This is a genomic window from Roseburia sp. AM51-8, assembly GCF_003478275.1.
GTDB lineage: Bacteria > Bacillota > Clostridia > Lachnospirales > Lachnospiraceae > Pararoseburia > Pararoseburia lenta.
In genome coordinates this window covers 207,497-230,131 of record NZ_QUEY01000004.1, presented here as the reverse complement: position 1 = coordinate 230,131, position 22,635 = coordinate 207,497, and the positions used below count along the sequence as shown (strand labels likewise).

The following is a 22,635-nucleotide window of genomic DNA, read 5'->3' as shown; positions in this document are numbered from 1 at the left end:
TACCTGCGTAAAAGGATGCAAGTAGGCGGCTGATATGTTATACTGGTACAGCGTCTGCAAGATGCGGATGCCTTACGAGGCAGGCGGGGATGAGAAACTGCGCTTGTCCGGGGAATATGGAGATTAAAGAGGAAAAGAACATGCATGAATTAGGAATCGTATTTCATATTGCAAAGAAAGTAGAATCTCTGGCAGTGGAAAACCATGTCAATCATGTTGCCAAGGTTGTCTTAGAGATCGGAGAAGTATCTACCGTCATTCCGTCCTATCTGGAGGACTGCTGGAAGTGGAAGTGTACCAAGAGTGAGATCTTAAAGGATTGCCAGTTGGAAGTGGAGATGATCCCGGCAGTTACTTTCTGTGAGGACTGCGAAAAGACTTACGGTACGGTAGAACACGGAAAGATCTGTCCGTACTGCGGAAGTGAGCATACCTATCTGGTGCAGGGAAATGAACATGCGATCAGGGAGATCGTAGTTTATGATGAGGACTGCGAGGAGAATGCGGATGCAGAGGCCGAAAGCGAGGCATTAGAGGAAATCGCACACGAGGATAACGGTGCCATGCCGATCGCAGATGAAACAGTAGCAGAGTAAAAGGAAGCATAGAAATAACTTCACCTGCTATCCTAAATATGTTATGATAGTCATATCTAAAGAGTTTTTACATCAGAATCATTTGAAAAAGATTATTTGCTACTCTCAGAGTCAGTCATAGATTTTAGGAGGTTGGAATTGTATGCGAACATTTATTAATGAATCAGCTGAGAATTATTTGGAAACCATTTTGATTCTTAGTAAGAGATTACCGGTTGTCCGAGCAGTTGATATTGCAAATGAACTGGATTTCAAAAAGTCAAGTGTCAGTATTGCAATGAAAAATCTGCGTGAAAAGGAGCAGATTACGGTAACAGATGCAGGATATATTTATCTTACAGATGCAGGACGTGAGATTGCAGAGATGATTTACGAACGCCATGAAATGATCTCACAGGGACTCATGGCCCTGGGGGTTCCGAAAGAAATTGCTTTGGAAGATGCCTGTCGTATTGAGCATGTCATTAGCAAGGAGAGTTTTGATGCTGTAAAGAAACTGATTCAGAGTAAACTTCAACTTTAGATTGTGGTCTTGCATCGCTTACGGCGCTAAACTGGGTAAGTTGACGTTGGTTTAGCAGAGAAGTAGAGGCAGAAGATGAGACAGGGGATAAGAACAATCGAAGAAAAAGACGAAAGTCGTCCAGTGCCAACTTCATAATCGTGGCATTGGATGGCTTTTTTTTGCTTTGCTGGGCATTGGAGACAGCGAAGGGGATGTATATCTTCTGGCGGCTGGTATTTTTGCCTTTGTTGCAATACTGATGTTTGGCACAGCTGGAACCAAGAAGAAGCGCATCAAAGCCCAGTTGAGGGAAATGGAGGAGGAGGTATTTGCAAAAACTGTGGACACGATGCATATATGACCTTGTGCCGCCACTTAAACCAGGGCACTTTATTTTGGATACCGGTTGTAAATATTGAAAAGGAACGCGGCATTATGTGTGAAAGTTGTGGCTATATCTATCCGATGGACAGGCAGGAGTATAAAGAAGCCAGAGATAAGGTAAAGAAAGGTATTGACAAATAAAATCCTATCCTTTAAACTACAAATCATAGAAAACCTACTATTTGACTAGGAATATAGGAATTGTGAATTTTGTGATGAAATGAAACATGTTGATACTTAGTTGCCTGCATCAGCGGATATGAGCAGACAGGATTTGTAGGAGGAAAAGCAAATGGCAGACATTAAGAACAGTGCAGTAGAATTGATCGGTAACACACCTATTTTGAAATTAAATCGTTACACCGAGGCAGTCGGTGTCAAGGACGCAACCATCCTAGCAAAGTTGGAGTACTTAAACCCGGCGGGCTCTGTGAAGGATCGTGTGGCACTTGCGATGATTCAGGATGCGGAGAACAAAGGCCTTTTGAAGGAAGGCGCGACCATTATTGAGCCTACTTCCGGGAATACAGGAATTGGACTTGCCGCAGTTGCGACAGCAAGGGGATATCGCACGATTATTACCCTTCCGGATACGATGAGTGTAGAGCGTCGTAATCTTTTAAAAGCCTATGGGGCAGAACTTGTTTTGACCGAAGGCGCTAAGGGAATGAAGGGAGCCATTGAAAAAGCGGAAGCGTTAAAGAACGAGATTGCAGATTCGATTGTGTTAGGACAATTTGTGAACCCGGCAAATCCGGCTGCGCACAAAGCTACAACAGGTCCGGAAATATGGAAACAGACAGATGGGGCTGTGGATATCTTCATTGCCGGTGTTGGTACGGGTGGAACCATCTCCGGTGTTGGTGCTTACTTAAAGGAGCAGAATCCGAATGTAAAGGTGATCGCAGTAGAGCCTGCAACAAGTGCAGTTCTTTCCACAGGTAAGGCCGGCGCACACAAGATTCAGGGAATTGGTGCAGGATTTATACCAGATACTTTGGATACAAGCATTTATGATGAAATCATTCCAATCGAGAATGAGGATGCATTTATTGAGGGTAAAAAGTTTGCAGTAACGGAGGGCGTTCTGGTTGGAATCTCTTCCGGCGCAGCACTAAAGGCAGCTACGATTGTGGCGAAGAGAGAAGAAAACAAGGGGAAGAATATCGTGGTACTTCTTCCGGATTCTGGTGATAGATATTTGTCTACACCGTTATTCGCAGACTAATCGCATCGGTTTGTATGTTGTTGTCCTGTCGCACTTGCGGCAGGACATTAGATTTATTGATAGAAAAAGAGGTTCATATGAGAGTTTCAACAAAAGGCAGATACGCCATTCGTTTTATGTTAGATCTGGCACTCCACAATACTGGTGAGCCGGTACGCATCAAGGATGTATCTGGAAGACAGGGGATTTCAGACAAGTATCTGGAACAGGTGGTATCTATTTTAAATAAGGCAGGCTTTGTCAGATCGATCCGTGGACCCCAGGGCGGTTACGTCCTGACACGTGATCCAAAAGATTACACAATGGGTCAGATCCTGCGCCTGACAGAAGGAGATATGGTGCCGGTCGCATGCTTGGCAGATGACATCAATCAGTGTGATCGTGCGGACAACTGCGTGACACTGCATTTTTGGAAGAAACTGGATGCCGCCATCAGCAGCGTGATCGACAACACGACGCTGGCTGACCTTGTCGAGGAAGAACAGGGAATGATGGCGAATAATTATGTCATTTAAAGTTTTTTTGAAAAAGTCCTAAAACCTATTGACATACTAGGAATTATAGGATATGATTCTAACATCACAATTCCTAGTAAGTTAGTATGAATATAGGGAGAGGAAAAGATCATGAATTATTTTGATGAATTGGTTCATTTTCGAATGTGTTCCTGGCGATGTTGCCGCAAGGCAGAGATAAGATAAGAAAGAGCGAGTAAAAACCAAGAACAGATTTAAAGGAGAAAATGAAAATGAGTGAAGAAAGAAAATACAGATTTGAGACATTACAGTTACACGTAGGACAGGAAGAAGCAGACCCGGCAACCGATGCAAGAGCCGTTCCGATCTACCAGACAACATCTTATGTATTCCGCAATTCACAGCATGCCGCTGATCGTTTCGGATTGGCAGATGCAGGTAATATTTATGGAAGACTTACCAATTCAACCCAGAGTGTATTTGAAGATCGTATCGCAGCCCTGGAAGGTGGTGTGGCAGGTCTTGCCGTTGCATCCGGTGCAGCAGCCATCACTTATACGATCCAGGCACTTGCTAAAGCAGGCGACCATATCGTAGCACAGAAGACCATCTATGGTGGAAGTTACAACCTTTTAGCACATACCCTGAAACTTTACGGCATTGAGACAACTTTCGTAGATGTTCACAATCTTGCAGAAGTAGAGGGTGCTATCCAAGACAATACCACAGCCATCTTTATCGAGACCTTAGGAAATCCAAATTCAGATATTCCTGATATCGATGCTATCGCAGAGATCGCACACAAGCATGGTCTTCCGCTTGCGATCGACAATACCTTCGGAACACCTTATCTGATTCGTCCGATCGAGCATGGTGCAGATATCGTTGTTCATTCCGCAACCAAGTTCATCGGAGGACATGGCACCAGCCTTGGTGGTGTGATCGTTGATGGTGGTACTTTCGATTGGAAGGCAAGCGGCAAATATGCGCCGATCGCTGAGCCAAACCCAAGTTACCATGGTATCTCATTCGTAGATGCAGCAGGTCCGGCAGCTTTTGTTACTTACATCAGAGCCATCCTGCTTCGTGATACAGGAGCAACCATTTCTCCGTTCAATGCTTTCCTTTTATTACAGGGAACAGAGACATTGTCACTCCGTATCGAGCGTCATGTAGAGAATACCAAGAAAGTGGTTGAATATCTGTCAAAGCATCCGCAGGTTGAGCATGTAAACCATCCTTCTCTGCCGGATCATCCACAGCATGATCTCTATGAGAAGTACTTCCCGAATGGTGGCGGTTCTATCTTTACCTTCGAGATCAAGGGCGGACAGAAGGAAGCACATGAGTTTATCGACAATCTGGAGATCTTCTCACTGCTTGCAAATGTAGCAGACGTAAAGAGCCTTGTGATCCATCCGGCAACAACAACACATTCACAGTTGTCAGCGGAAGAATTAGCAGATCAGGGCATCAAGCCAAATACGATCCGCTTGTCTATCGGTACCGAGCATATCGATGATATTATCGCAGATCTGGATCAGGCATTTGCAAAAGTAAAATAATCCATGATAGAATAAGAGGTGTCGCAAAAGCGGCACCTCTTTTGCAGTGTAAGAAAAGGAAGAAACGTATGCGAGTAGTCGTAGTAGATGATGAAAAAAAGATGCGGGATGAGATCGCTGATTATCTGAAAACTTTTGAAAAAGAGCAGAAGGTCAGCGTGATCGCACAAGTCTATGAAAGTCCGGAGGATTTTTTGGAGCATTATCAAAAGGATGCAGACCTGATCCTTCTGGATGTGGAAATGCCGGGCATGGACGGCATTTCTCTGGCGCGCAGGATCCGACAGGATGACAAGGAAGTCCTGCTTATGTTTATTACCAATATGGCACAGTATGCCCTGCATGGCTACGAGGTCGAGGCAATCGATTATGTCATCAAGCCGCTGGGCTATCAGGAGTTTGCCCTCAAGATGAAAAAGGCAATGCGCTATATGGGGCGGCATGAGAAAAAGCAGATGATGCTGCAGACGACAGATGGTATACAGCCGGTGGCGATCGAGGACATCCTGTATGTCGAGGTTATCCGTCATTATCTGCAATACCATACGACCGGGCAGGTCTATGAAGTACGCGGCGCCATGAAAGAGGCTGAGGAAGAACTGGAACGCTATCATTTTGTCCGTTGTAACCAATCTTACCTAGTCAATCTTGCAAAGGTAGCCTGTCTCCATGGAAATACGGTTACGGTAGGGTCTGACCAACTGCCGATCAGCCGCAACAAAAAGACAGCCTTTGTGGATGCCTTGACCAGATATATCGGAGGTATGGCATGATGGAAATTTCTGCACTGGATGTCTTTGAAGAACTCCGCTTTATCTGGGAACTGCTTTTGGCAGAGATCCTCTTTGCCGCCTGTTTTACCAAGAAGCGTACGACCGGGAAATGGCTGCTGCCGGTGGGCTGGCTGGTCTTTAGTCTGTCCGCAGGGATTTATGTGACCTATGTATTGGATCTGACCAAACAGGTATCGGGGATCTGGATCAATGCCGTAAATATTTTGTGGTATGTCCTTTTGTCCGCGGGAACCATCCTCTATATTTATTACAGTTTTGATCTGAGCAAGGCGGATGCCATGTTCTTGTGCGCGGGAGCCTACAGTCTGCAGCACATTGAATATGTCATCATCAATGAAGTGATCGCGCGCGGTGTCTGCAAGATTTTGTTGGAAAGACTATGGGATTACGGACTTATGTGTATCTTTACAACAGCGCTCTTTTATTTTATTTTTTACAAGGTCTTTCATCAGAAACTAAAGGATAGTGGTGGGCGGCTCTTTGAAGATAATCCAAGCAATATCGCCTTTTGTGGGATGTTGTTTGGCATCGTCTATCTGGCAACCTTTATGTGTCAGGCAATTTTCGTGAGCAATTCCAATACCTATGATCATGTAAATTATCAGGGGGCAACGGTAGATTTTCTGATCTGTATCCTGCTTCTCTGGGTGCAGCATGGGATCTTGCAGATCCGCAATATCAATCAGGAAAAGGAGATCGTGGAGCACCTCTTATATGAGAGAAAACGCCAGTACGAACTCTCCAGGGAAAATATCGAGACCATCAATCACAAGTGCCATGACCTCAAGCACCAGATCCGTGCCTTAGAGCATGTCAGCGAAGGGGAGCGCAGTGATTATATCCGGGAACTGGAGGATGCCATCGGTATCTATGATGCCGTTGTCGAGACCGGAAATGAGGTGGTAAATACCATTATTTCCGAGAAGACCCTGATCTGTGGCAGGCGTGATATCCGCCTGTCCTGTATCGTGGATGCCAGTCATCTGGATTTTATGTCGACACTGGATATTTATGCATTGCTGGGAAACGCTCTGGATAATGCCATAGAAAATGTCAGCAAGTATCAGGATACCGACAAGCGTATCATCAGCCTGACCATCCGGGCGGTCGGGGATTTCCTTAGTATCCAGATCAACAATTATTGTGAGGAAAAGGTAGCCTTTGCGGACGGGCTGCCGATCACGACTAAGCGCAACAAAGATTATCACGGCTTTGGGATGAAGAGTATGCGGCATATCGCTAAAAAATACGGCGGTTCCATGGCAACCTCGGTCGCCGATAATATGTTTACCCTGCAGATCCTCCTGCCTATGCCGGCGGAATTTTTGCGCCTTTATAAAGAAGCGGAACATAGATAATCTGCCAAATATGTCAGAAATCGGTCAGATGTGCAGACCCCTTGTAGGGTGCTGGCTTTTTTTATTATGGTAGGCATAGAAAGATTGAGCCAAAGGCTTAAAAGGAGGAGGAAACAATGAAGACAAAACCATTTAGCAAAACAAAGTCCATAGTGACTTATGTTGTGTGTGGTGTATTGATCGTTGCACTTGCCATCGGCAATTATTACGCATCTTTGTATAAAGATCTGATTACGGTCTACACCAGTGGTTCCGATGTGGTTACGACAGATGAATCTGCAAAAGTCTGCCAGACCATTGAGGAAGAGGGCATGGTTCTTTTGAAAAATGAGGACGGATTGCCATTAAAAGAAGGCGCAAAGGTATCTTTGCTGGGACAGGATTCCGTAGACTTTGTCTATGGCGGTTCCGGTTCCGGCTCGGTTGATACTTCCCAGGCTCTTAATTTGAAAAAGGCGATGGAAGCATCCGGTTTTGAAGTCAATGAAACCTTATGGGATTTCTATGACAGCGGTGCCGGTAAGGATTACCGCAAGAGCGTACCGGATGAGACCGGCGCAGGCGAGTTTGCCGTAAACGAAGTGCCGGCAAGCGTCTACACAGATGATGTGAAAGACAGTTTCAAGGATTACAATGATGCAGCCATCGTTTGTATCGGACGCAGTGGCGGCGAGAGTGCAGATATCCCAACCGAGCCACTGGCAAGCGGCTACAAATATCTGGAACTGGATCAGGATGAAAGAGACATGCTGACCATGGCTTGTCAGAATTTTGATAATGTTGTTGTGCTTGTCAATGCCAACAATGCCATGGAACTGGGCTTTTTAAATGACGAAGCCTACAAGAATGTCAAGGCTTGTGTATGGGTCGGCGGTGTTGGTCAGGAAGGTATCAAGGCTGTTGCAGAAGCACTTGCCGGAAAGACTAACTTCTCAGGACATTTAGCAGATACCTATGCCTATGATTCCCAGAGTGCGCCATCCATAGAAAACATTGGTGATTTTACCATCACCAACAGTGATGTGACAAATGGCAACAAATATACTGTTTATTCTGAGGGTATCTATGTCGGCTATCGTTATTATGAGACACGTTACGAAGATGCCGTGATGGGAAGCGGAAATGCAGGCGATTATGACTACACTTCTACCGTACAGTTCCCATTTGGCTATGGACTTTCCTACACCGACTTCAAGTGGTCTGATTATTCCGTAGAGGATAAGGGCGATACATACGAAGTCAGTGTGACCGTAAAGAATACTGGGGATGTGGCAGGCAAGGATGTCGTAGAAGTCTACATGCAGTCGCCATATACCGACTATGACAAGGAAAACGGTATTGAAAAATCAGCCGTAGAACTGGTCGGATTTACAAAGACAGATTCCATCGAACCGGGCAAAGACCAGACAGTTACCGTATCGGTGGATAAAGAAGTCATGAAAGCCTATGATGCCGCAAATGCAAAGACCTATGTGGTAGATGCCGGAGATTATTATTTTACGGCAGCAAGCGATGCACATGAGGCACTCAATAATATCTTAGCAGCCAAGGGCTATACCACAGAAAATGGTATGGATGCAGACGGCAATGCGGATATGACTTATAAGACGACTGTAGATACGCTGGATACTACAACTTATGCGAAATCTACGGAAACAGGAAATGACATCACAAACCAGTTTGCAGATGTCGATATCCGTTACTATGATGATTCCTTTGCTTATCTTACCAGAAGTGACTGGAGTGGATCATTCCCAAGCACTTATGCAGATGGAAACATGACGGCAAGTGATGCCTTGCTTTCTGATCTGCAATGGGATCGAAGCGACGACGTGGTAAATGACGGCAGTGCTATGCCGGAATTTGAGCAGGATAGTGATAAAAAGGTATCCGATGCAAAGGATGCATCTTATGATGATGAGATCTGGTCAGAACTTGTCAGCGAATTATCCGCAGACCGCGCAATGCAACTGGTACGTCAGGGTGGTTATGCAACCATTCAGGCAGATGATATCGGACTTCCGGCAACCACAGATAAAGACGGTACCTCCGGTATTTCCGGAACACTGGTCGGTGGACAGTCTGCTATGGCATATCCGGTAGAAGCCGTGATGGCTTGTACCTGGAATACAGATCTTTTGTATGAAATGGGACTCAGCCTTGGCGAGGACTCTATCAACACAGGCGTTGCCGGCTGGTATGCACCGGGTGTTGACATTCATCGTTCTCCGTACAGCGGACGTAACTTTGAATACTTCTCAGAGGATGGCTTCCTTTCCGGTCAGTTGGCAGGAAATGAGGTTAAGGGCGCAAGAGAAAAAGGCGTTATCACTTATATGAAGCACTTTGCTTTGAACGATCAGGAGACCAACCGTTATGGCGGTGCTATGTTTGCAAATGAGCAGGCAATCCGTGAAATTTACTTAAAGGGATTTGAATATACCGTTACGATCGGAAATACCAACGCAGCCATGGCTGGTATGAACCGTATCGGTGCCCGTTGGGTCGGCGCACACAAGGGACTTATGACCAATGTACTCCGTGGTGAATGGGGATTTGAAGGTATGGTCATCACAGACCAGGCTTCCGTACCGGCAATGTTCTATCAGGATATCGTATCCGGTCTTGCGGCAGGAACCGACCTGTGGCTGAACACCAACAAGAGTTACTGGGCACTGGATTCCTACGCAGAGGAAGATGGAAGTACGACAGACTGGACATCCAATGCGACTGTTATGAACAATGTGGCACGCGCTGCAAAGAATGTGATCTATGCAGTTGGTACATCCAATGCCATGGACAGCGTTTCCGATGACGGAACGGTGGCAAGCCAGAAGGCACCATGGGAGATCGCACTGATAATCTTAGATATTATTGTCTTTGGTATTTGTGGACTTTTGATCATCTTGACCAGCATCCGTTGGGCAAAATATGCAAAGAGTCTGCCAAAGCAGGAAGAAGAAGGAGATGATATTGTGAAGAAGAATAAAGTTGTTGTTTTAGTGATCGTCGCAGTGATCGTTGGTCTTTTGGTCGGTGGACTGGGTGTTAAGTTCCTTGGAGGATCCAAGTCTTCCGGCAATGCAGGAAATTCCGCTGCATCTGATGCTGGTGCGGCAAAGGGTAGTGTATACATTTTTGGTGAAGATAAGGAAAATTCCTATGGCGGAACCGATTATGATGAATATCAGTTGACCCTGAAGGAAGATGGTACATATGAGATGGTGATGACAGAGGCAACATTTGCGTATGATATGCTTCTTGGGCATACCTCTGTGACGACATATGGTACATATGAAAAGGGAGATTCTTCTGACGGAGCAACGGCATGTAAGTTGTCAGAGGCAACACGTATTGTTTACAATAGTTATTCTGATGTTGGAGGATACAATTTGTCGTATGATACAGATAGCATCGATGAATACCCGATTGAATTACCAGGTGGTGTTATGACAGAAAAAGAAGATTTCTTTGCCCAATATGGTGCTGAGAGAACGGCTTATCTGGATGATGCAAATCCAAGCCAGATGTCTTTTGAAGAATAGTTAGAAAGTTTGAAAAAAGGGTGTCGCTTTTCTATGGCGATGCCCTTTTTACAAAATTGAAAACATAAGTACAAACGATTGCCTGCGGAATGCTTTATTCTAACTAGGAAAGAAAGTTGCAATTTATGACGCAAAAGATACAGATTGTGCCATAAAGATAGCAAGGACAAAAAAACATGTTATGATAGCATCAACAAAGAGGATGAGAGGAAGAAGGATATGTTACAGTATCAGGAAATCATTTCCAAAATGACGCTGGAGGAAAAGGCATCCATGATGTCAGGACAGGACACCTGGCGTACCAAGGATTATAAGAAAATGGGCATCCCAGCCATGTTTTTATCCGATGGCCCGCACGGACTGCGTAAGCAGGCGGGGGCAGGAGATCATCTGGGACTCAATGCTTCCCTGCCGGCAACCTGTTTCCCGACAGCGGCGACTATGGCGAACAGTTGGGATACATCGCTTGGCGAAAAACTGGGCGAATGTCTGGGCGAGGAGGCAGCAACTCTTGGTGTGAACATGGTACTTGGACCGGGACTGAACATGAAGCGAAGCCCCCTCTGTGGACGTAATTTTGAATATTTTGCAGAGGATCCTTATCTGGCAGGAAAGATGGCTGCGGCATATATCCGAGGCATCCAGAGCAAAGGAGTAGCAGCCTGCCCGAAGCATTTTGCGGCTAATTCACAGGAAGAACGCCGTATGGCGATGGACTCTGTGGTAGACGAGAGAACCTTCCGCGAACTTTACACGACAGGCTTTGAGATCGCTGTCAAAGAGGGCAGGGCAAAGGGCATTATGACCGCCTACAATCAGATCAACGGCACCTATGCAAATGAGAGCAAACATCTGCTGGGCGACATACTGTATGGTGAGTGGCAGTATGACGGCATGGTCGTATCGGATTGGGGCGGAAGTAATGATCACGTCGAGGGCGTGCGACAGGGCTCTCATCTGGAAATGCCTTCCACCGGAAAGATGGGGGCAAAGCAGATCGTCCGTGCTGTGCAGGAGGGACGTCTGGAGGAGCAGATTCTGGATCAGCGCGTAGATGAACTTTTACGTGTTGTTTTTGCCACACATGAGGCGACGGCACAGCATGAGGGCAAGGGCTTTGATGTCAAAAAGCATCATGATTTTGCCAGATGCGCAGCCGCACAGAGCATTGTCCTTTTGAAAAATGAGGGAAAGATCCTGCCGCTTGCCAAAGACAAGACGGTCGCAGTGATCGGAGATTTTGCCAAGACACCGCGTTACCAGGGCGCAGGATCATCTCTGGTCAATCCGACTAAGGAGCCGGAGAATATTCTGGATCTGATCGCGAATTATCCGGTCAATTATCTGGACTATGCCAGAGGCTATGTGCGCAACAAAAAGACAGACGCAAGACTTTTAGAAGAAGCAAAGGAACTGGCGAAACGTGCGGATATCGTATTGCTTTGTGTGGGGCTGGATGAGATCAGTGAATCGGAAGGTCTGGACCGGACCCATATGCGTATGCCACAGGCACAGATTGAATTGATCGAAAAGGTATCGGCGGTCAACAAAAATGTGGTGGTTGTTCTATCTGCCGGATCTCGGTGGAAATGCCTTGGGCAGACCGGGTGGCTGCGATCGTGCACGGTTATCTGGGCGGACAGGCGGGAGCATCCGCTATGCTGGATGTCTTGACCGGAGCGACTTGTCCTAGCGGAAAGTTGAATGAGACTTATGCTTACAGTCTGGAGGATGTGGCTAGTACATCTTACTATCCGGCTATCGAGCGCAGCAGTGAATACCGTGAAGGACTTTACATGGGATACCGCTATTTTGACACGGCTGGAGTTAAGGTGCGATTCCCATTCGGCTTTGGGCTCAGTTATACGACGTTTGCCTACAGTGATCTGACGGTCGATGGAGGTGGCGTGACCTTTACGATCACCAATACAGGCGAGTGCGATGGTGCAGAGATCGCCCAGATGTATGTCGGGCATGAGCGCAGCCATCTGTTTGGACCGAAAAAGGAATTAAAGGGCTTTGTCAAAGTATTTTTGAAAAAGGGGGAAAGTCAGCAGGTGACCATCCCATTTGATGATAAGACCTTCCGTTACTACAATGTAAAGACGAATGGCTGGGAAGTCGAAGGGGGTGCTTATCAGATCTACATTGGAGCCAGTGTAGAGGATATCCGCCTGCGCGCAGAGATAGAAAAAGAGTCTTCCGGTGCGCCCCTTCCATACGATATGAAGTGCCTGCCTTCCTATGCGAACGGTCAGGTCAAGGCAGTATCCGATCAGGAATATGCTTATCTGTATGGACGCGATCTGCCGCCGGCAAAGTGGGATACTTCCGGTAAATTGGATAAAAATGATGCCATTTGCCAGATGTATTATGCCAAGTCTTATCTTGCCAGATTTATCTGCTTTATCTTACGCAGCATCAAGAAGGCAAGTGAGAAAAAAGGAAAACCAAACCTAAACATTTTATTTATTTACAATATGCCCTTCCGTGGGCTTTCCAAGATGACGGGCGGAGCCATGAATGAGGACATGATCGATGGACTGGTGGAAATGGTCAACGGCAGAGGTATGATCGGTCTGGGGCATTTCCTGGCAGCAATTTTTAAGGGATAAAGGAGTAGAGTATGAACGCAGTAAAAAACGCATGGGCAGGATTTGCCGAAAAACATCCCGGAGCGTCCAAATGGATCCGCGAGGGTGGTTTGTTTGTGATCGTCAGCAATCTGATCACAGTATTAAAGTATTTGATGTTATTGTTTTTGCCATTGGCATTTGCCGGACTGCCAAATATTGATTTTGGATTTCCGGGGATTGATATTACCCTGTTTGGAGAGACATTCAAGTGGAATATTATCGGATATGATGCTCAGCACGGAGGACTGCCATATTTCTGCGCTTATATGGTAGCCATGGTGCTCGGCGAATGTATCAACTTCCCGATCCAGAGAAGTTTTGTATTCCGCAGTAAGGGAAATATCTGGTATCAGGGCTTGTGGTATCTAATCGCATTTTGTATCGTTACCTGTATCGTCAATTCCATCAACTGTATCTGGGTTGCTGTGGCAGCACTCTTTGTACCGGATTGGCTTTACAATATCGGAACGACTGTCTTAAACGGCGGCGTTTCCATGGTGGTCTTCTTCTTCGTAAATAAGATCATCTTCCCGGAGGGAGAAGCCAAGAATAACTAAGTTTTTTCATTAAATCCTTTCCTTATATAGGGCGGTATCTTCGGATACTGCCCATTTTTGTTGTGGTGACGAGGAAATACACGTATAAATTTCCTACGAAATATTGCGAAAATACAGGCAATATCGTATGATATGTGCATGAAACTTTTGGATAAAACGAGTCAAAAAGAGGGGTTAGCATGACATTACAGGAAAAGCAGTTAGGAGAAAAGAACCGTACGGGATTTATTGTCGGAATGATCATCACAGGAGCACTCCTGATATCGTCCTTTACGGGCATGATAGATGTAGCTTTGATGCCAAGGGTATCGCCGCACTTTTGGCAGGGGTGGCAGCCATGGTGGTACAGGTGATTGCTTATCGAAAGTTTAAGTATCAGGATATTTTCTATCATTTCAGTTGTTATTCTGTTTTCCTTTATTATGTGATCGAATTGTTTACAGGCGGTATTTTTATGCGCTATGTAGTTATATTTCCGATCGCGGTCTTGGTCCTCATGTATCGCAAGGTCAAACTGGTCAAGGTAGGATCCTTTTTTGCCATTGCCAGCAATATCGCATTTGATATTTTTTATGCCATGCATTACGGCTTGAGTGGGATGCAGGAAGATGTGGGCTATCAGTTGGCAGCGATCGTTGTTGCTGCAGCATCAGAACTCTTAGTCTGCGCGCAATGGGAAAGACATCAGACAGAGACCTATGAGGAAATTCAGGAGCGCACGGCAAGACAGGCAAATATTGCAAAAGAGATCATGGAACATTCCGAGGAACTGACAGAGCAGTTTGATCAGGCAATGGATGTCTCCCGGATGTTAAATGAGAGTATGGATAGCAGTCATACTTCGGTCAATGAGATCGCAGACAGTACAAGGCTTACAGCAGAAGCCATTGAGTCGCAGACAGCCCAGACCATGGATATCCAGAATATTTTGGAAAAGGTAGAAGAACAGGCACACCGGATGAATGACCTGTCGCAGACGACCGCACAGGCGGTAGAAGAGGGCGTTGATCTGGTCAATGCATTGGAAGAACAGGCAAAGGTGATCGCTTCCGTCAATCGTGAAGCAAGTGTTTCTACCAACAATCTGAACGACCGCATCAAGGAAGTAGATGCCATCACAGAGACCATTCTTGGTATTTCTTCCCAGACCAATCTTCTGGCACTCAATGCGTCGATCGAGGCGGCAAGAGCAGGAGAAGCAGGCAAGGGATTTGCCGTTGTGGCAGATGAGATCCGCAAACTTTCCGAGGAGACCAAAGAAGCAACGGAGCAGATTGGTGCCATCATCAGCAAACTGACGACAGAAGTCGGCGCGGCAACGCAGAGCATGACAAAATCGACGGATTATGCAGAACGTCAGAATGAAAAGATCTTATCTACAGGAGATAAGTTAAACAGCATCCAGACCAATACCCAGGAACTCAATGAGAGTGTCAGTCATGTAACGACTTCCGTGGAGCAGGTACTGACAGCAAATACAAAGATCGCGGACAGCATTGCTAATTTATCTGCCACATCACAGGAAGTAGCGGCATCTTCGGACAATGCTTTATCACTCAGTGATCACAGCATGGCGACTTTACAGGATATGAACCGCAATCTGGAAAAGATAGACCAGATCTCACAGGCGATGCGGGAAGCAGCGCAGGAATAGCAGTTTTTTGAAATAGGACGGATACGAAAGTTACAGAAAATGTAACTCTCGTATCTGTTTTTTTGTGCATAAAAATCCATTTTTTATGCAATCTTCTTATTGAAATGCATATGTAAATACTTTATTATAGTAAAGTATAGAATCTTCTATGAAATGTGTTGTTTTTGCCACACAATATAGGAGGTGTGCTCGGGATAAGGAGGACATAAAATAATATGGAATACAAAGTAGGCGTCATCAGTGGTGACGGAATCGGACCGGAAATTGTTTCGGAAGCAAAGAAAGTCTTGGATCGTATCAGTCAGGTTTACGGACATACGTTTCATTATGAAGATATTTTGATGGGAGGTTGCTCGATTGACGCAACCGGCGTACCGTTGACCGATGAAGCGATCGCAGCGGCAAAGGCATCGGATGCCGTATTGATGGGCTCGATCGGTGGCAATACCGCGACTTCTCCATGGTATAAACTGGCACCGGAACTCAGACCGGAAGCCGGACTTTTGAAATTGCGCAAATCCCTGAATTTATTTGCAAATTTAAGACCGGCATATCTGTATGAGGAGTTAAAGGCAGCATGTCCGCTCCGCGATGATATTATCGGGGATGGTTTTGACATGATGATCATGCGTGAACTGACCGGAGGACTTTATTTCGGTCAGAGAAGCACAGAGGAAGTAGACGGTGTCTTAACAGCACATGATTCGCTTACATATAACGAAAACGAGATCAGACGTATCGCAAAGCGTGGCTTTGATATTGCAATGAAGCGTCGTAAGAAGGTAACCAGTGTTGACAAGGCAAATGTTTTGGATTCTTCCCGTTTGTGGCGCAAGGTCGTAGAGGAAGTGGCAAAGGATTACCCGGAAGTCACTTATGAGCATATGCTGGTTGATAACTGCGCAATGCAGTTAGTCAAAGATCCAAAGCAGTTTGATGTGATCTTAACGGAAAACATGTTTGGCGATATTTTATCCGATGAAGCCAGCATGGTGACAGGATCCATTGGTATGCTTTCATCCGCAAGTTTAAATGAGACCAAGTTCGGTCTTTACGAACCGTCCGGCGGATCTGCACCGGATATTGCAGGAAAGGGCATTGCCAATCCGATCGCAACCATACTGAGTGCAGCCATGATGCTCCGATACAGTTTTGATCTTGATACCGAGGCAGATGCCATTGAACAGGCAGTCAAAGCTGCCCTTCATGATGGCTATCGCACGATCGACATCATGCCGCGCGAAGGCGAATCCATGGAAGGCATCACACAGGTCGGAACCGCCGAGATGGGTGATCTGATCTGCCGCTACATCGTGGAGTAGATAAAGGAAGAAGTATCATTTTTAGTATATCCAGCCGTATGATAAGGTGTGATTGTTTGCATTCTGACCTTTAAAAAACGTCGTCACTTAATGAGCGATAGCGAATTTAGTGAGGCTACGTTTTTTACAGAGTGAGAACGTGTCAGAAAGCAAACAATCGCACCTAAGATATACGGCGTCAGACAGAAGTAAAGGAGAAATAAAAAGATGAGAAGTGACAATGTGAAAAGTGGTATGCAGCAGGCACCGCATCGAAGCCTATTCAATGCCTTAGGCTTCACCGAAGAAGAAATGAAAAAACCTATGGTAGGTATCGTTAGTTCCTACAACGAGATCGTACCGGGACATATGAATCTGGATAAGATCGTCAACGCCGTAAAACTTGGCGTGGCAGAAGCAGGCGGTGTGCCGGTGGTATTCCCAGCCATTGCAGTCTGTGATGGTATTGCCATGGGGCATTCCGGCATGAAGTATTCTCTGGTGACCAGAGATCTGATCGCCGACTCTACCGAGTGTATGGCTTTAGCCCATCAGTTTGATGCCCTGGTTATGGTGCCAAACTGTGATAAAAACGTACCGGGACTTTTGATGGCAGCAGCCCGCGTCAATGTACCGACCGTATTTGTTTCCGGTGGTCCGATGTTAGCAGGACATGTTAAGGGCCAGAAGCGTTCTTTGTCATCCATGTTTGAAGCCGTCGGTGCTTATGAAGCAGGCACTATGACAGAGGATGATGTCAAAGAATATGAAGAAAAGGTCTGCCCGACCTGCGGTTCCTGCTCCGGTATGTATACCGCTAACTCTATGAACTGTCTGACTGAGGCTCTTGGTATGGGACTTGGTGGCAATGGTACGATCCCTGCTGTTTATTCTGAGAGAATCAAACTTGCCAAGCATGCAGGTATGGCTGTCATGGATATATACCGCAAGGACATCCGTCCGAGAGACATCATGACAAAGGAAGCCATCATCAACGCATTGACGGTGGATATGGCACTTGGCTGTTCTACCAACTCTATGCTGCATCTGCCGGCAATCGCACACGAAGTTGGATTTGACTTTGATATTTCCTATGCAAATCCGATCAGCGAAAAGACCCCGAACCTCTGTCATCTGGCACCGGCAGGTCCTACCTATATGGAAGATCTCAACGAGGCGGGCGGTGTTTATGCTGTTATGAAAGAACTGGCAGATATCGGACTTCTCAACACAGACTGCATGACCGTGACTGGTAAGACGGTGGGAGAAAATATCAAAGATGCTGTAAATAAAAATCCGGAAGTCATCCGTCCGGTTGACAATCCATATTCCAAGACCGGCGGACTTGCTGTATTAAAGGGAAATATCGCACCGGATGGCGGTGTTGTAAAGCGTTCTGCCGTTGTGGATGAAATGCTGGTACATTCCGGCCCGGCAAGAGTCTTCGACTGCGAAGAAGATGCTATTGCAGCCATCAAGGGCGGCAAGATCGTTGACGGCGATGTGGTAGTCATCCGTTACGAAGGACCAAAGGGGGGGCCTGGTATGCGTGAGATGTTAAATCCGACATCTGCGATCGCCGGTATGGGACTTGGTTCTACCGTTGCCCTGATCACAGACGGACGTTTCTCCGGTGCATCCAGAGGTGCATCCATCGGACATATTTCACCGGAAGCAGCCGTAGGCGGACCGATCGCATTGGTGGAAGAAGGCGATATTATTTCCATTGATATTCCAAACATGACGATCCATATGGAAGTCTCTGACGAAGAACTTGCCAAGAGAAAAGCGGCTTGGCAGCCAAGAGAGCCAAAGATCAAAGAGGGCTATCTGAGACGTTATGCAGCACAGGTTACCTCAGGTAACATGGGCGCTATCTAAAACAGCCGGAATAAGTCGAAAGAAAAGGGGAAGAATCATGGAACTGACAGGAGCACAGATCGTTATTGAGTGCTTGAAGGAGCAAAAGGTAGACACCGTTTTCGGGTATCCGGGCGGTGCGATCTTAAATGTTTATGATGAATTATATAAGCACAGTGATGAGATCCATCATGTGCTGACATCCCATGAGCAGGGAGCGAGTCATGCAGCGGATGGCTATGCAAGAAGTACAGGTAAGGTGGGCGTCTGTCTGGCAACGAGCGGACCGGGGGCAACGAACCTTGTCACCGGTATTGCAACGGCACAGATGGATTCAGTGCCTATGGTTGCCATTACCTGTAATGTTACCGTACCGCTTCTGGGAAAGGATAGTTTTCAGGAAGTGGATATTGCCGGTATTACCATGCCGATCACAAAGCATAACTTTATCGTAAAAGATGTGACAAAACTTGCCGACACCATGCGGCGTGCTTTTATGATCGCAAAGACAGGCAGACCGGGACCGGTCCTTGTGGATATTCCAAAGGATGTGACCGGTGCCAAGTGTGAATATACTTTTAAAGAGGCAGAACCGGTCGGGCGTGTGACAAAGGATCTGACAGAGGAAGCCTTAGAAAGAGCAGTAGCCCTGATCGAGGCAGCAAAAAAACCATACATATTTGTCGGTGGTGGAGCCGTGATCAGCGATGCCGCAGAAGAATTAGCAGACTTTGTATCGCTTGTAGATGCGCCGGTCTGTGATACCCTGATGGGTAAGGGTGCTTTTGACGGAACCAAGCCTGCCTATACCGGTATGCTTGGCATGCATGGTACCAAGGCATCCAATCTGGGCGTCAGCGAATGTGATCTTTTGATCGCTGTCGGATCGCGTTTTAGTGACCGCGTCCTTGGCAATCCAAAGACTTTTGCAAGCAATGCCAAGTTATTACAGTTTGATGTAGATCCGGCAGAGATCAACAAAAATGTCATCGCGACTGCAGAGGTGATCGGGGATATCAAGGAGATCTTAAAACGGATCAATCCAATGTTAAAGAAGCAGGATCACAGCGACTGGATGGCGCATGTGATGGATCTGAAAGAAAAGTATCCGGCAAGTTATTGCACGGATGGACTGTCCGGTCCATTTGTGGTTGAGGAGATCTATCGTCAGACAAAGGGCGATGCCATCATGGTGACCGAGGTAGGACAGCATCAGATGTGGACAGCACAGTATTATAAATATGCAAAGCCGCACAGACTTTTGACTTCGGGCGGACTGGGAACCATGGGCTATGGTCTTGGTGCAGCCATCGGCGCACAGATCGGAAACCCGGATAAACAGGTCGTCAACGTAGCAGGCGACGGATGCTTTCGTATGAATATGAATGAAGTCGCGACTGCGGTGCGTGAGAACTTACCGCTGATCGAGGTCATCATCAACAACCATGTACTTGGTATGGTACGCCAGTGGCAGACTTTATTCTATGACAAGAGATATTCGTCCACCGTCTTAAATGATGGTGTGGATTATGTGAAAATGGCGGAAGCTATGGGGGCTACCGGTTTCCGTGCGACCAGCAAGGAGGAATTTACAGAGGTCTTTGCAAAAGCACTGGATATGAAGACACCGGTAGTGATCGATTGTGTGATCAACTGCGATGACAAGGTATGGCCAATGGTCGCACCGGGTGCACCGATCAGTGATTGTTTTGATGACAAAGATATAGAAAAGAAAGGAATGTAAAAATGAGCAGAGTGTACAATTTTTCAGCAGGACCTGCGGTACTTCCGGAAGAAGTACTGAAAGAAGCAGCAGACGAGATGATGGATTACAGAGGATGTGGAATGTCCGTGATGGAAATGTCGCACCGCTCGAAGGTCTTTGACGATATCATCAAAGAGGCAGAGGCAGATCTGCGTGATCTGATGCAGATTCCTGACAATTATAAGGTGCTGTTCTTGCAGGGCGGTGCTTCTCAGCAGTTTGCAGCCATCCCGATGAATTTGATGAAAAACCGCAAAGCAGGCTACATTGTGACAGGACAGTGGGCAAAGAAGGCTTTTGCAGAAGCAAAGATCTACGGCGAGGCAGTGGAGTTGGCATCATCGGCAGACAAGACATTCTCCTATATCCCGGATTGCTCGGATCTGGATATTCCTGAAGATCTGGATTATGTGTACATCTGTGAGAATAACACCATTTACGGAACAAAGTATAAGACTTTGCCAAATACCAAGGGACATACCCTGGTGGCTGATGTTTCTTCCTGCTTCTTATCAGAGCCGGTAGACGTGAGCAAGTATGGCGTGATCTATGGTGGCGTGCAAAAGAACATCGGACCGGCAGGCGTGGTCATTGTGATCATCCGTGAAGATCTGATCCGCGATGATGTGCTTCCGGGAACACCTACCATGCTCAAGTACAAGACACAGGCAGATGCAGATTCTTTATACAACACACCGCCATGCTACGGTATTTACATCTGTGGCAAGGTATTCAAGTGGTTAAAGAAGATGGGCGGTCTTTCTGTCATGAAGGAACGCAATGAAGAAAAGGCAAAGATCCTTTATGATTTCTTAGACCAGAGCAAACTCTTCAAGGGAACCGTCCGCAAGGAGGACAGATCTCTGATGAACGTACCTTTTGTAACCGGAGATGCAGATCTGGATGCCAAGTTCGTAGCCGAGGCAAAGGCAGCAGGTTTTGAAAATCTGAAAGGTCACCGCACGGTTGGCGGTATGCGTGCCTCTATCTACAATGCTATGCCAAAAGAGGGCGTAGAGGCGCTGGTTGCTTTCATGAAGAAGTTTGAAGAAGAAAATGCATAAATCGTAAAGGAGAGATGACCTATGTTTTCATATCATTGCCTGAATCCGATCGCCGAGGTGGGATTGGATCAGTTTTCAACAGATTATAAAAAGGTGGAGGCAGCGGAGACTGCCGATGCTATCTTAGTCAGAAGTGCAGCCATGCACGATATGGAGTTTGGCAGCAATTTGCAGGCAATCGCAAGAGCGGGGGCTGGTGTCAACAACATTCCGCTGGAGCGCTGCGCCAAGGAAGGTATCGTCGTATTTAACACACCCGGTGCAAATGCCAATGGTGTCAAGGAACTTGTTTTCGCCGGTATGCTTTTGGCATCCCGCGATATTGTCGGCGGTATTGAATGGGTCAAATCCCAGAGTGGCGAGACTGATATCGCAAAGATGGCAGAAAAGCAGAAAAAGGCATATGCAGGTACGGAACTTGCAGGCAAGAAACTGGGTGTGATCGGTCTGGGCGCCATCGGTGTCAAGGTTGCCAATGCGGCAACCCATCTTGGCATGGATGTCTATGGATACGATCCATATATCTCTGTGCAGGCGGCTTGGAATCTGAGCCGTTCCGTAAAGCATATCGATGTTGTGGAAGACATCTACAAGGAATGTGATTTTATCACCATCCATGTGCCGCTTCTGGATTCGACCAGACAGATGATCAATAAGTCTGCTATCCAGATGATGAAAAAGGATGTCATCATCTTAAACTTTGCAAGAGATCTGCTGGTGGATGAGCAGGCAGTTTTAGACGGTATTGCAGCAGGAAAGATCCGCAAGTATGTATCCGATTTCCCAAATCCGACGACAGCAGGTCAGGATGGCGTGATCGTCATCCCACATCTGGGGGCATCTACCGCCGAGGCAGAGGATAATTGTGCTATCATGGCAGTGCAGGAGATTTCCGATTACATGGAAAACGGTAATATCACGCATTCCGTCAATTACCCGGATTGCCAGATGGGCATTTGCCAGACGGCAGGACGTATCGCACTTTTGCACTATAATCGTCAGGGCGTGATCGCACAGTACACGACCATTCTTGGCGATGCCAATATCAATGTTTCTGATATGACAAACAAGACCAGAGGAGACTTTGCGTACGCACTTCTTGATATTGATGCGCCGGTGACACCGGAAGTTGTCGAGAAACTGGATGCGATCGAGGATATGATTCGTGTGCGCGTTGTAAAATAAAGGTTCTGATCCTACATAGGTATAGAAAAAGAAAGCAGGAGAGCAGCATTTTTTTGTTGCTCTCCCTTGTGGTTTTAGCGAGACTGTTGTAACATGGCAGAGGAAGTATTTTCAAAATACACAGATGAGAATTTATGATTTTTAACCAAAAGAAGGGGATAC

Annotated in this window: 16 protein-coding genes and 2 pseudogenes; all 18 read left to right on the top strand. The window is 46.5% G+C overall.

Features of this window, described 5'->3' with window-relative positions; translation table 11 throughout:
- Nucleotides 1-140: 140 nt before the first annotated feature.
- Nucleotides 141-479 (top strand): annotated as a pseudogene (locus DW996_RS10295) (hydrogenase maturation nickel metallochaperone HypA); the annotation flags it as partial.
- A gap of 259 nt (nucleotides 480-738) precedes the next feature.
- Nucleotides 739-1,119, top strand: coding sequence for a metal-dependent transcriptional regulator (locus DW996_RS10290; RefSeq protein ID WP_118282179.1), 381 nt, complete (start codon nucleotides 739-741; stop codon nucleotides 1,117-1,119).
- A gap of 166 nt (nucleotides 1,120-1,285) precedes the next feature.
- A complete protein-coding gene (locus DW996_RS13045; RefSeq protein WP_158575321.1) occupies nucleotides 1,286-1,462 on the top strand; it encodes a hypothetical protein in 177 nt (58 codons plus the stop codon).
- Between the two features lie 315 nt (nucleotides 1,463-1,777).
- Nucleotides 1,778-2,713 carry a cysteine synthase A gene (cysK, locus tag DW996_RS10280; protein WP_118535646.1) on the top strand — a complete coding sequence of 312 codons (936 nt, stop codon included), beginning with the start codon at nucleotides 1,778-1,780 and terminating at the stop codon, nucleotides 2,711-2,713.
- A gap of 77 nt (nucleotides 2,714-2,790) precedes the next feature.
- Nucleotides 2,791-3,228 carry an RrF2 family transcriptional regulator gene (locus DW996_RS10275; RefSeq protein WP_118282168.1) on the top strand — a complete coding sequence of 146 codons (438 nt, stop codon included), beginning with the start codon at nucleotides 2,791-2,793 and terminating at the stop codon, nucleotides 3,226-3,228.
- Between the two features lie 233 nt (nucleotides 3,229-3,461).
- Nucleotides 3,462-4,754, top strand: coding sequence for an O-acetylhomoserine aminocarboxypropyltransferase/cysteine synthase family protein (locus DW996_RS10270; protein WP_118535644.1), 1,293 nt, complete (start codon nucleotides 3,462-3,464; stop codon nucleotides 4,752-4,754).
- Nucleotides 4,755-4,822: 68 nt separating this feature from the next.
- The gene (locus DW996_RS10265) at nucleotides 4,823-5,527 is read left to right on the top strand and encodes a LytR/AlgR family response regulator transcription factor (RefSeq protein WP_118535642.1); all 705 of its coding nucleotides are present in this window, start codon (nucleotides 4,823-4,825) and stop codon (nucleotides 5,525-5,527) included.
- Entirely contained in the window at nucleotides 5,524-6,906 is a 1,383-nt protein-coding gene (locus DW996_RS10260; RefSeq protein ID WP_118535640.1) for an ATP-binding protein, read from the top strand. The genes DW996_RS10265 and DW996_RS10260 overlap by 4 nt, the downstream gene beginning before the upstream one ends.
- Nucleotides 6,907-7,022: 116 nt before the next feature.
- Complete coding sequence (locus tag DW996_RS10255; RefSeq protein ID WP_118282158.1) at nucleotides 7,023-10,451, top strand: glycoside hydrolase family 3 N-terminal domain-containing protein; 3,429 nt, start codon at nucleotides 7,023-7,025, stop codon at nucleotides 10,449-10,451.
- A gap of 219 nt (nucleotides 10,452-10,670) precedes the next feature.
- Nucleotides 10,671-13,066, top strand: a pseudogene (locus DW996_RS14895) (beta-glucosidase).
- Nucleotides 13,067-13,077: 11 nt separating this feature from the next.
- Nucleotides 13,078-13,644, top strand: a complete 567-nt coding sequence (locus tag DW996_RS10245; RefSeq protein WP_118282153.1) for a GtrA family protein — start codon at nucleotides 13,078-13,080, stop codon at nucleotides 13,642-13,644.
- A gap of 179 nt (nucleotides 13,645-13,823) precedes the next feature.
- Nucleotides 13,824-13,997, top strand: a complete 174-nt coding sequence (locus DW996_RS13035) for a hypothetical protein (protein WP_158575319.1) — start codon at nucleotides 13,824-13,826, stop codon at nucleotides 13,995-13,997.
- Complete coding sequence (locus DW996_RS10240; RefSeq protein ID WP_118535638.1) at nucleotides 13,982-15,298, top strand: methyl-accepting chemotaxis protein; 1,317 nt, start codon at nucleotides 13,982-13,984, stop codon at nucleotides 15,296-15,298. Before DW996_RS13035 ends, DW996_RS10240 begins: the two co-directional genes overlap by 16 nt.
- Nucleotides 15,299-15,513: 215 nt before the next feature.
- Nucleotides 15,514-16,620 (top strand): 3-isopropylmalate dehydrogenase, encoded by a 1,107-nt coding sequence (gene leuB, locus DW996_RS10235; protein ID WP_118282148.1) that lies wholly within the window; start codon nucleotides 15,514-15,516, stop codon nucleotides 16,618-16,620.
- 207 nt (nucleotides 16,621-16,827) lie between these two features.
- Nucleotides 16,828-18,480 carry a dihydroxy-acid dehydratase gene (gene ilvD / locus DW996_RS10230; protein ID WP_118535636.1) on the top strand — a complete coding sequence of 551 codons (1,653 nt, stop codon included), beginning with the start codon at nucleotides 16,828-16,830 and terminating at the stop codon, nucleotides 18,478-18,480.
- 37 nt (nucleotides 18,481-18,517) lie between these two features.
- Nucleotides 18,518-20,203, top strand: a complete 1,686-nt coding sequence (ilvB, locus tag DW996_RS10225) for a biosynthetic-type acetolactate synthase large subunit (RefSeq protein WP_118282142.1) — start codon at nucleotides 18,518-18,520, stop codon at nucleotides 20,201-20,203.
- A 2-nt stretch (nucleotides 20,204-20,205) separates the two neighbouring features.
- Nucleotides 20,206-21,288, top strand: a complete 1,083-nt coding sequence (serC, locus tag DW996_RS10220) for a 3-phosphoserine/phosphohydroxythreonine transaminase (RefSeq protein ID WP_118282140.1) — start codon at nucleotides 20,206-20,208, stop codon at nucleotides 21,286-21,288.
- A 21-nt stretch (nucleotides 21,289-21,309) separates the two neighbouring features.
- Nucleotides 21,310-22,473 carry a phosphoglycerate dehydrogenase gene (locus tag DW996_RS10215; RefSeq protein ID WP_118282137.1) on the top strand — a complete coding sequence of 388 codons (1,164 nt, stop codon included), beginning with the start codon at nucleotides 21,310-21,312 and terminating at the stop codon, nucleotides 22,471-22,473.
- Nucleotides 22,474-22,635: the final 162 nt, after the last annotated feature.